The 11167-nt window shown below is 60.3% G+C and carries 6 protein-coding genes, 1 tRNA gene and 2 pseudogenes; 6 read left to right on the top strand and 3 right to left on the bottom strand.

What is annotated here, in order from left to right; genetic code table 11:
• A pseudogene (locus tag BN1115_RS22300) lies at positions 1 to 433 on the top strand (transposase); the annotation flags it as partial.
• Positions 434 to 762: 329 nt separating this feature from the next.
• Here the strand turns inward: BN1115_RS22300 and BN1115_RS13705 are convergent.
• Positions 763 to 838: transfer RNA gene (locus tag BN1115_RS13705), tRNA-Thr, on the bottom strand.
• A gap of 86 nt (positions 839 to 924) precedes the next feature.
• Positions 925 to 1665 (bottom strand): phosphatase, encoded by a 741-nt coding sequence (locus BN1115_RS13700; protein WP_042657588.1) that lies wholly within the window; start codon positions 1663 to 1665, stop codon positions 925 to 927.
• Positions 1666 to 2133: 468 nt separating this feature from the next.
• Here BN1115_RS13700 and psrA point away from each other — a divergent pair, with 468 nt between their 5' ends.
• The 5 genes from psrA to ruvC all read left to right on the top strand — a co-directional run bounded on the left by psrA (position 2134) and on the right by ruvC (position 10131).
• Entirely contained in the window at positions 2134 to 2787 is a 654-nt protein-coding gene (psrA, locus tag BN1115_RS13695; RefSeq protein ID WP_042020647.1) for a TetR family transcriptional repressor PsrA, read from the top strand.
• Between the two features lie 48 nt (positions 2788 to 2835).
• Positions 2836 to 5199: an acyl-CoA dehydrogenase gene (locus BN1115_RS13690; protein ID WP_042657587.1), complete on the top strand. Its 2364-nt coding sequence runs from the start codon at positions 2836 to 2838 to the stop codon at positions 5197 to 5199.
• A 167-nt stretch (positions 5200 to 5366) separates the two neighbouring features.
• Positions 5367 to 8429 carry an efflux RND transporter permease subunit gene (locus BN1115_RS13685; protein WP_042657586.1) on the top strand — a complete coding sequence of 1021 codons (3063 nt, stop codon included), beginning with the start codon at positions 5367 to 5369 and terminating at the stop codon, positions 8427 to 8429.
• A 15-nt stretch (positions 8430 to 8444) separates the two neighbouring features.
• Positions 8445 to 9494: an efflux RND transporter periplasmic adaptor subunit gene (locus BN1115_RS13680; protein WP_042657585.1), complete on the top strand. Its 1050-nt coding sequence runs from the start codon at positions 8445 to 8447 to the stop codon at positions 9492 to 9494.
• Between the two features lie 115 nt (positions 9495 to 9609).
• The gene (ruvC, locus tag BN1115_RS13675) at positions 9610 to 10131 is read left to right on the top strand and encodes a crossover junction endodeoxyribonuclease RuvC (RefSeq protein ID WP_042657584.1); all 522 of its coding nucleotides are present in this window, start codon (positions 9610 to 9612) and stop codon (positions 10129 to 10131) included.
• Between the two features lie 79 nt (positions 10132 to 10210).
• Here ruvC and BN1115_RS13670 read toward each other — a convergent pair.
• Positions 10211 to 11157, bottom strand: a pseudogene (locus BN1115_RS13670) (IS1595 family transposase).
• Positions 11158 to 11167: the final 10 nt, after the last annotated feature.

Raw genomic sequence — 11167 nt, 5'->3', positions numbered from 1 at the left:
CATCTATGTGTCAGCAAGCGTGCACGCACAGTAACAGTGGCCTATCGAAAGCCCCCAAAGAGACGCATTACCGACCTAGTGTTCGACTCGACTGGCCTCAAGATATTTGGAGATGGTGAGTGGAAGGTCAAAAAACACGGCGGCGAGTGCGGTGCAAGTTGCATCTGGCAGTAGACCCGGCCACTCACGATATCGTGGCGGTGGAAGTGTCATTGGAAAATGTCCATGATGCCGAAGCTCAACCCACTGGCAGAGACGGCGATGTATCGGTTCAAGCAGTTGATGAAGGGCAAAATCAATCTGCGACATACAACGCTCAGGTAGAGGACATGACGGTGTTGTGAGCGCTATAAACAAACTGAATAGTCTTGGCTTGCCGGCCACAAACCAAAGTGTAACTGCTACTTGGGGAAGGGAAATCTGCGTTTTCTGATTGATCTGCCCCCCCCCTGAGCAATTGTATCAATCAGCAAATACCACTATTGATGAGTGGTAGCGAGCCATCATCGTTGCTATGACCATGAAGCCAGCAACACTAAATGGTGCAACTAACTATTCACGGCTCCAGCATCTACACAGAAGGTAACCGGGTTGATGTATTGAAATTGGGAGAACAGGTGGATGACCTTACACATAAGGCGCGTATGACAAGAGTAAGAAACGACCCATTCTATACTCTTCACAACAAGTACGCCAACAAGTACGCCGACGATAAACTCACACTAAAATCGTTAACTAAAAAACCTAACCCTTTGTTTTATATGGTGCCGATAAGGGGAATCGAACTCCTGACCTTCGCATTACGAATGCGCTGCTCTACCAACTGAGCTATACCGGCTTGTTGCCATCCAGATTCATGAAAAATGGCCGACGTGTCAATCGAGCCAACTCGATTTTATGAGTTGGCTCATGATGTTAGCAGTCTTAGAGATCGACGAACTCGGGAATATGGGCGCGGCCACGGCTTTCGAGGAAATCGAGCAGGGCGCGGGGGGAGCGCACCAGGATCCGCTCTTGCGGGAAGCCCGCTTCGGTCACCAGACGGTGACAGTGGTCAAAATCGCCAAGAGTAAATGCCACGTGGGAGTCGGAGCCGAAAGTGAGATAGGCCCCCAGATCTCGCGCAGCTTCGACGATGGCGCGGCAGTTGCCTTCGCTACCCGGGCGCGAGTGAATGAAGGAGGAGTTGTTGATCTCCAGCGCCACCCGATAGTCGGCCGCCACCTTGACCACTGCCTGAATGTCGATGGGAAATGCGGGGTTACCCGGGTGGCTGATCATGTCGACCCGGCCGCTCTTGATGGCGTTGATCATCGCCTGGGTATGGGTGGCCTGATCGCAGGGAGGGAATACCTGCTCATGAAAGCCCGCCATGATCATGTCGAGGCGCGATTCATAACGCTCGGGAAAGTCGATCTCCCCCTCCAGGTTTTTGATGTTGGCCTCAATACCCCGCAGGATCCCGACTCCATCCACCACTCTTGGCAGTATTGGCAAGTTGGCAAAGTGCCAGACATGAGGGGCATCGGCCATCTCGGGACCGTGATCCGTGGTGGCAAACAGCTTGATCCCCTTGGCACTGGCTATCGGCAGATAGTCGTGGATGGTGCTGTAGGCATGGGTGCTGGCAATGGTGTGAGTGTGGGTATCGACCGGGTACTTCATCTTCTCTCCCCTCATATTTTGAAGGGGCAGCATAACAAAGAGCGGCAGCTTGGGCCACGCCAGTGCTTGCCACACTTTGTCACAAAATACCGCGAAGCTGACATAGTCTGAGGGGCTCTGGCTGGCATACTGCCCCCGTCGATACATGCCTGAACTCGCATCGACAGTTTGCCGTCAGGATGACGCGAACTCACTTTCCCCACCGTCGCGCCCTGCGGCGGTTTTTTTTGCCTGCAAACCGCAAACCGGTAACAAACGCGCAAAAAAAGGCCCAACTAGCATGGTGCGGGTTGGGCGAGACTTAATGTTTAATTGCAGTGGCATAGATATAGAGTCCTGCTTTTTGACTAAGTTCCGCTCACTTTGCTTTTTTCATCGAAAAACATTCCGCTAACACTCATTCACATTCTCTTGACACTTCACGTTATGAAACGTACTTTTTAAACATTCGTTTAAGTGAGGTGTCCAGTGAGTAAAATCGATACCAAAAACCGTATTCTCGATGCCGCTGAAGTGCTGTTTGCCGAGCGGGGATTCGCCGATACCTCTTTGCGTCTGATCACCAGCGAGGCCGACGTCAATCTGGCGTCGGTGAACTATCACTTCGGCTCCAAGAAGGAGCTGATCCAGGCGGTACTCGACCGTTACCTGAGCCTGTTTATGCCCGATCTCGATGCGCGCCTGCGGGTACTGATGGAGCAGGAGCAGCTGACTCTGTTGCAACTGTTTGAAAGCTTCGTCGAGCCGCTGATGAAGCTCTCGGCGGTGCGGGCCAACGGCCCGGCCATCTTTATGCAGTTGCTGGGCCGCGGCTATATCGACAGCCAGGGCCACCTGCGCCGCTTCATTACCGCCCACTACGGCCCCATTCTGATGCGGATCACCCAGGCGATCTCCAAGGCCAATCCGGCCCTGTCGCCAGCGGATCTCTTCTGGCGCCTGCACTTCACCCTGGGCACCGTCGTATTCACCATGGCCTCCGCCGATGCGCTACGCGACATCGCCCTGGCCGACTTTGGCCAGCAGCTCGATGTGGAAGGGCTGGTGCGCAACGTTATTCCTTATCTGGCGTCCGGAGTCGGGGCGCCCGTGGAGTCGACCAGGCTCTCCCTGGCCGTGTAACAACCAACAATAAATCAACGGAAACAGTGAAATAGAAGGAACTTCGGTATGATCACATTGCTTGTCCTGCTGGTGCTGGCGATAGCCGTTGTGCTCGGCGTGCCCTCCATCCGTAAAAAGGTGGTAACCCGTCCGGTGTTCGGCATCTTCAAAAAGATACTGCCGCCCTTGTCAGCTACCGAGCGGGAGGCCATGGAAGCCGGCTCCGTCTGGTGGGATGGCGAGTTGTTTCGCGGCAACCCCGACTGGAAAAAACTGCACGGTTACGGCAAGGCCGAACTGAGCGCCGAAGAGCAGGCCTTTATCGACAATCAGGTCGAAACCCTGCTCGCCATGGTTGATGACTTCAAGATCGTCAACGAAACCAAAGACCTGCCGGAGCCGGTGTGGGACTATCTGAAGAAGGAAGGCTTCTTCTCCCTGATCATCCCGAAATCCTACGGCGGCCGCGAATTCTCGGCGATTGCCAACTCCACCATCGTCACCCGCATTGCCACCAAGAGCCTGAGCGTGGCGGTCACCGTCATGGTGCCGAACTCCCTAGGCCCGGGCGAGCTGCTGATGCACTACGGCACCCAGGCCCAGAAAGATTTCTGGCTGCCGGGGCTGGCCAACGGCAAGGAAGTGCCCTGCTTCGCCCTGACCGGGCCGGAGGCGGGCTCCGATGCAGGCGCAATTCCTGACAAGGGGATCGTCTGCAAAGGGATGCACAAGGGTGAAGAGGTGCTGGGTATTCGCCTCAACTGGAACAAGCGCTACATCACCCTGGCGCCGCGCGCTACCGTACTGGGGTTGGCGTTCAAACTCTATGATCCGGAAAAACTGCTGGGTGACAAGGAAGAGCTCGGCATCACCTGCGCCCTCATCCCCACCAGCCACCCGGGCGTGCGTGTCGGCGATCGCCACTACCCCATGGGTCTGGCGTTCCTGAACGGCCCGACCTTCGGCAAGGATGTGTTCATTCCGCTCGACTGGATCATCGGCGGCCCGGATTACGCCGGTCGCGGCTGGCGCATGCTGGTCGAATGCCTCTCCGCCGGTCGCGGCATCTCGCTGCCTGCCCTGGGCACCGCTTGCGGTCATATGGCGAGCCGTACCGTGGGCGCCTACTCCTATGTACGCAAGCAGTTCGGCATGTCCATCGGCAAGTTTGAAGGGGTGCAAGAGGCGCTGGCTCGCATCGGCGGCCTCACCTATCAGCTGGAAGGGGCCCGTCGCATGACCGCCGGTTCGCTGGATTTGGGTCAGGCACCGGCCATCGTCACCGCGATTTCCAAGTACCACATGACCGAAATGGCGCGTCAGATCATGGATGACTCCATGGACATCCACGCCGGTCGTGCCATCCAGCTAGGCCCGAAAAACTACACCGGCTACGCCTACATGGGTATTCCGGTCGCCATCACGGTGGAAGGGGCCAACATCCTGACCCGCAACCTGATGATCTTCGGGCAAGGGGCTACCCGCTGCCACCCGTACGTCTTTGCCGAGCTGGAAGCGGCGGCCGACACCGACGTGGAACGCGGTCTCGAGAAGTTTGACACCCTGCTGATGAAGCACATCGCCTTCGGCGCCGGCAACTTCTTCGGTTCCCTGTTCCAGGGGCTGACCCTGGGTCAGTTCAACAGCGCGCCGGTGGCCGGTGAAACCGCCCGCTACTACAAACAGCTCTCCCGTATGAGTAAAGGGCTGGCCCTGTGCGCCGACGTCTCCATGCTGTTGCTGGGTGGCGATCTCAAGCGCAAGGAGATGATCTCCGCCCGTCTGGGTGACGTGCTGAGCCACCTCTATCTGGCCTCCGCCACCCTCAAGCATTACGAGGATCAGGGCCGTATGGTCTCCGACCTGCCGTTCGTGCAGTACGCGGTGGAGCGCAACCTCTACCTGATTGGCAAGGCGTTCGAGGGCTTCTTCCAGAACTTCCCGAACAAGGTGGTGGGTGTCGTACTCAAGCGTGTGGTATTCCCGTTCGGCGTCGGTTACAAGATGCCGGCAGACGATCGCTGCCACGCCATCTGTCTGGCCATGATGAAGCCGGGCGAGTTCCGCGACCGTCTGACCGCTCTCTGCTATGTTGGCAAAGACGAGGCGGATCCGGTCGGTCTGATGGAGCGTGCCTTCCAGGCCATGGTCGCCGTGCAGCCCTACGAGAAGAAGCTGGTGCAGGCCCAGAAAGAGGGCAAACTGCCCCGCAAACTGGCCCTGCCGGAGCTGGTTGCCGCCGCGCTGGTCGGTTCCATCTTGAGCAAGGACGAAGCGGACAAGCTGCTGGCCGCCGATGCCCTGCGCTACAAAGCCATTCAGGTAGACAACTTCGCCCCGGGCGAGCTGGAAGGCTTCTCCCAGCAACCAAACAAACAGCCAAACAAACAGCCAAACAAACAGCCAAACAAGGTCGAGCACGCAGCCTGATCCCTTGGCAAACCAGTACCAAACCGGCCCTCGTGGCCGGTTTTTTTGTTTGTTAACCATGCATTTACAAGCCGGGAGAATTCCAGTTAAATGCTTGAGTCCCTGTTGCAGGGGCTTTGGAAGCAAGGCCAGCGGAATGGCCGATAACAACAACTCAGGAAGAGTGAATGAACCTCGCCAAAACGGCGATCGAACGCCCCATCTGGGTGGCGGTCTCGATCGTGCTGATTTTCCTGCTGGGCCTGCTCAGCATCCGGGGACTGCCGATCCAGCTGTTCCCCGACATCGACCGTCCACACCTCAACATCTCGGTGAGCTGGCGTTCAGCCTCGCCCCAAGAGATGGAGTCGGAGATCACCGACCCCATCGAGCAGGAGATGCAGGGGGTTCAGGGGCTCAAGAGCCTTGTCAGCAACAGCTATCCCGGCTTTACCGAAATCGACATGGAGTTTGCCCTCGGCACCGACATGCAGCGGGCCCAACTCGACGTGATTTCGCGACTGAACCGGGTCTCGGGATTGCCGGACAAGATCGGCGGTCCCTACGTCAACAACTACAGCAGCAACGATACCCTCACCTTCTTCTTCATCCAGCAGCTGCCCGGTGCCCAAGGGGTGATCGATGATCATCAGGCGTTGATCGAGGCGCGGGTCAAACCCGAGCTGGAGCGCATCGAAGGGGTCTCGACGGTCGCAGTCGAGGGGATCAACGAGCGCCAGATCCAGATCCGCTTCGACCCCTATCGCGCCGCCGAGCTGGGGGTGGAGATCCCGGTACTGGCCAGCCGCGCCACCACCGGCTGGGACGTGTCGGCCGGTACCCTCGACATCGGTCGCTGGGAGTACAAGCTGCGCTTCGCCGGTCGCTACGATGTCGAGATGCTGGGGGACAAGGTGGTGGACTGGCGCGATGGCCTGCCCATCTATCTGCGGGATGTGGCGGAAGTAAGGGTGGCCAGGGAAGAGAACCCGGTGCTGCGGATCCAGAACGGCAATACCGCCATCGCCGCCCAGATCTTCAAGGAGAGCGGCGCCAATGCCCTGGCCTCCCTTGAGGCGATCAAGGCCCGGGTGAACGAGCTCAACCGCGAGATGCTGGAGCCGGTCGGGCTGCACATGGAGCAGTCGTTCGATGCCTCCCTCTACATCAATCGCGCCGTCAGCATGGTCACTGCCAACCTGGGGCTCGGGGTGCTGCTCTCCTGTGCCATCCTCTGGCTCTTCCTGCGCCAGCTCAAGGCGACCCTGATGATTGCCCTCGCCATCCCCATCAGCATCATGCTCACCTTCTGCCTGCTCAAAGTGATGGATCGCACCCTCAATATCATCTCGCTGGCGGGCATCGCCTTTGCCGTCGGCATGGTGCTCGACGCCGCCATCGTGGTGCTGGAGAGCATCTATCGGCGCCACGAGCGGGGGGATTTGAGCAAGGCGGAGGCGGCGCTCGAAGGCACCCGTCAGGTGTGGACGGCGCTGGTCGCCTCCACCCTCACCACGGTCGCCATCTTCCTGCCGGTGTTGCTGCTCAACGATGTGGAGGGTCAGCTGTTTGCCGATCTGGCGCTCACCATCGCCTGCGCCGTGACGGTCTCCATGCTGGTCGCCGTCATCGTGCTGCCTGCGGTGGCGGCACGCTGGATGGGACATGAAACGCTGACCGATCCCTATGAGTCGCTGTGGCAGCGCACCACTCGTCATGTGATCCGCTGGACCTCGACCTCACGCCAGCGCTGGACGGTCATCACCCTGATGATGAGTCTGCCGGCACTGGCCACTTGGGCGCTGCTGCCCAAGATGGACTATCTGCCGGACGTGAAACGGGACGCGGTGGATGTCTGGATGAACTTCACCCCCGGGGTCAATCTCAAGGCCCAGCGCGAAGAGGTGATCGATACCCTGATCGCCCGCCTCGCCCCCTACATGAAGGGGGAGAAAGAGCCTGCCCTCAAGAACTACTACATCTTGCGCTACCCGGGGGGCGCCCAGATTGGCGTGCGACCCAAGGACGAGACCCGCATCAAGGAGCTGGAGAGCCTGTTGATGAAACAGCTGCTGGTGGGTATTCCCGACACCCGGGTGTTCGGCGGTCAGGGGTCGCTGTTTGGCGGCTTTGACAGCGAGAACGGCGTCTCCCTGCTGCTGCAGGGAGGCAACCTGCCCGAGCTCTATCAGGCTGCCCGAGCCAGCATGGGGATCCTCAGCAAGGACCTGCCGGGAGCACAAATCCGGCCCGAGCCGAGTCTCGACTTCACCGCCCCCGAGCTCAAACTAGTTCCGCAAGATCGGCGCCTCGCCGAAGTGGGTTGGGATCGCACGCCCCTGCCCACCATCATCCAGACCTTTGGCGACGGCTTGCGGGTTGGCGAGTATTTCGACGGCGAGGATCGGCTCGACATCATGCTGATGGGGCAGAGCTCCGCCAATCCGGACGAACTGAAGGCAGTGCCGCTGGCCACCCCCTCCGGGCGCATCGTCCCCCTTGGCGAGCTGCTGCGGGTGGAGCACGACATGGGCCCGGCCAGTATCTTCCGGGCCGATGGGCGTCGCAGCATCATCCTGCAGATAGCACCTCCGGCGGGCATGACCATGGAGCAGGTGATCGACACCCTGAAAAACCGCAGTTTTGCCGCCATCCGCCCCCTGCAGCCCGCTGGTGGCGAGCTGCGCATTGCCGGCAACGCCGACAGCCTGCAACAGGCGCTCGACAATCTGGGGACCATCTTCCTGTTCGCCGTGGTGATCCTGCTGGTGCTGCTGTGGGGGGTGTTTGCCTCCATCAAGGATGCCCTGCTGGTGCTGCTCACCCTGCCCCTTGCCTCGGTTGGCGGCGTGCTGGCGCTGCAACTGAGCGGGCTGCTGGTGCCGCTGCCGATGGACCTGCTCACCATCATCGGCTTTGTCATCCTGCTGGGACTGGTGGTCAACAACGCCATCCTGCTGGTGCATCAGACCCGCACGGCGGAGCGGGACGGTATGAGCCGTCAGCTGGCGGTGGCCGATGCCCTGCAAAGCCGGATGCGCCCCATCGCCATGACCAGTCTCACCAGCATCTTCGGCATGCTACCGCTGATGCTGAGCCCGAGCGAAGGGAGCGAAATTTACCGCGGGCTCGCCACCGTCATTGTCGGCGGCATGAGTTGCAGCACCCTGTTTACCCTGATCCTGTTGCCTGCCTTCCTGCGTCTCGGGGAGCAGGTGGCGATCCCACAACCCCTGCGCCAGCGGGCCTGAGCAAGGAGCTCATCGATGACACATATGATTACCCGAATGTTGGCTGGCGCTGTGCTGATTGCAGGCAGCGTGCTACCGGTATTGGCCGATCAGGGCAAGATGGTGACCCTGGCGGATGTGACCCAAGGGGATGCGGCCGCCAATATCTGGGTCAGCGGCACGGTGGCGAGCCGTCAGCAGGCGGCGCTCAGCGCCGAAGTGAGCGGCCGGGTGGAGTGGATCGCCGAATTTGGCAGCCGGGTCAAAAAAGGGGACGAGCTGCTGCGCCTCGACAGCGCAGCGCTGCGCCTCTCGCTGGAGCAGGCTCGCGCCGAGCAGGCGAAATGGCAGAGCAACTTGCGCTTCGCCCGCGCCGAATCCCAACGGATCACCCGACTGCACCAGCAAAAGAGCGCCTCCCAGAGTCAGTACGACAAGGCCAGCTACGATGTGGAGCAGGCCGCGCTGGCCGAGCGACTGGCCGTCATACAGGTGAACCAGATTGAGGAACAGCTGCGCCGCAGCCACATCTATGCCCCGTTCGACGGGGTGGTGAACAACCACTTCATCCAGCCCGGCGAGCATGTGGACGCGGGCGAGCAGGCGCTGGAGCTGGTCAACCCGGATCAGCCGGATATCCGCCTGCAGGCCCCCATTCTCTGGGCCCAGCAGCTGGCGCCGCAAACCCGGCTTCGGGTGGAGGGGGAGCAGCTGAGCGGTCACGGCGTCTATTACCAGCGAGCCGCCAGCGCCGATCCCAAGTCGCGCCTCATCGAGCTGCGCCTCAAACCGGAAGCGGGCAACTTCATCATCGGCTCGCCGGTACGGGTTGCCCTGCCACTGGGGGATCAGCAGAGCATGCTGCTGCCCCGGGACGCTCTGGTGCTCGGCACCGATGGCAGCGTGGTCTATCAGGTGGCGAGAAGCGGCAAGGCGCTCAAGGTGAATCGGGTGCCGGTCACCGTGCTATTTGGCGACAGCCAGCAGGTGGCGGTGAGCGGCGCCCTCAAGCAGGGGGATAGGGTGGTGGTGCGCGGCGCGGGCAGCCTGCAGGATGGCGACACCATAGCGCTGTTCAAGGGCTAACCACGCCCGACGCAGGCTGGCCAATCTTTGCCCGCTTGACCCGGGACATACAGCCAAACGGGCCACAGTTTGCTATCTTGGCGGCCATCACTCGCGTTTAGAGCAATCAACACCCATGAGCATTATTTTGGGCATCGATCCGGGATCGCGGATCACCGGATACGGGGTTATCCGGGTCGTGGGCGGCAAGGCCGAATACCTGGGCTCTGGCTGCATCCGCGCCGATTGCGGCGAGCTGCCGGAGCGCCTCAAGCAGGTCTATGACGGGGTATGCGAGATCATCACCCAGTTCAAGCCCACCGAGTTTGCCATCGAGCGGGTCTTTATGGCCCGCAACGCCGACTCGGCCCTGAAACTGGGGCAGGCCCGTGGCAGCGCCATTGTCGCCGCGGTCAACGCCTATCTGCCGGTGAGCGAATACTCCGCCACTCAGATCAAGCTGGCGGTGGTCGGCACCGGTGGCGCCGCCAAGGAGCAGGTGCAGCATATGGTGACCCATCTGCTGAAACTCTCCGCCACCCCGCAGGCGGATGCGGCGGATGCCCTCGGCGTCGCGCTCTGCCACCTGCACACCCGCCAGAGCCTGATCAAGATGGCCGGCCGCGCCAGCAGCTCGGTACGTGGCCGCTATCGCTGAGCCCTTATGTCGCTCACGGCTCATCTCGGTATCGCTAAATAAAAAAACCGCCCCGGATCTCCGGGGCGGTTTTGTTTGGCTATGTACCAATTACGTGTTGCATGAGGTGCCCCAGCGCCTCATGCAAACACGCTTTGATATTCACCCCCTCCCGTAACGCTCCAGCATCCTGCGCCAACCCAGGTAGTTCTTCAGGTAGTGCGTTGCCACGCCATGGAAGCGCTCCATCCACTCTTTCAACCGATGGTGATACCCGTTCACGTGCTGGATGTGATACGCACCGACCACCCGTTCGCCTTGGCGATTGTGCACTACCTGATGGGTTACGCCCTGCTCTTTGCTAAAACTGGCATACACACCCGCACCATCGCTACACAGCACCGCATCCGGTGACACCAGCGGCTTCAACACCGCGATGACCGTCTCGGCATTCATCTGCTCCAGCTGAAAATCTGCATGGTGGCTTGCACGGTCTTGTACCACCATCACCGGGATGTAATCGGGCCCGGTTCCACGAGTTCGCCCCTTGCCACCACGATGCCTTGGCGGACGTGGCAGTCCCCGTTGCCCCTTGAACGATTCAAGGAAAAAGGTCTCATCAACCTCAACGATGCCCTCTTCCTGTGTGGCTTGATGAGCTGCCATGGCACGCAAGAAGCGGTGACGCCAGAGGAACGCGGTGTTTTTGCTGACCCCACAGCGCCGCGCTGCCTGGCGGACGGTCAGCCCTTCGATGAGGGCTTGCGCGTAGTCTTCCCAGCACTGTGCTTTGCGCAACCTGGCCAGAGGCGTTTTGGTCAGAACAGTGCTGGTGCGCAGACACTGTTTGCAACGGTAGCGGCGTAGTCCCCGACTCCAGCCCCAAGGAGCCAGCTCGGCGACATCGGCCTGACAATGTGGGCAGCCACTGCATGCCGGTAACTGAGTATTGAGTGAGGTAATGGTGTGGGGGGCAGTGAGCTCTTGCTGGGCAACACGACGCTGGCGCAGGGTTAACTGGGGAAAGAGGGACAACAGGGCGTTAATGGGATGGTCG

This window comes from Aeromonas allosaccharophila (assembly GCF_000819685.1).
Taxonomy (GTDB): domain Bacteria; phylum Pseudomonadota; class Gammaproteobacteria; order Enterobacterales; family Aeromonadaceae; genus Aeromonas; species Aeromonas allosaccharophila.
This window is presented reverse-complemented; position numbering and strand designations above follow the sequence as displayed.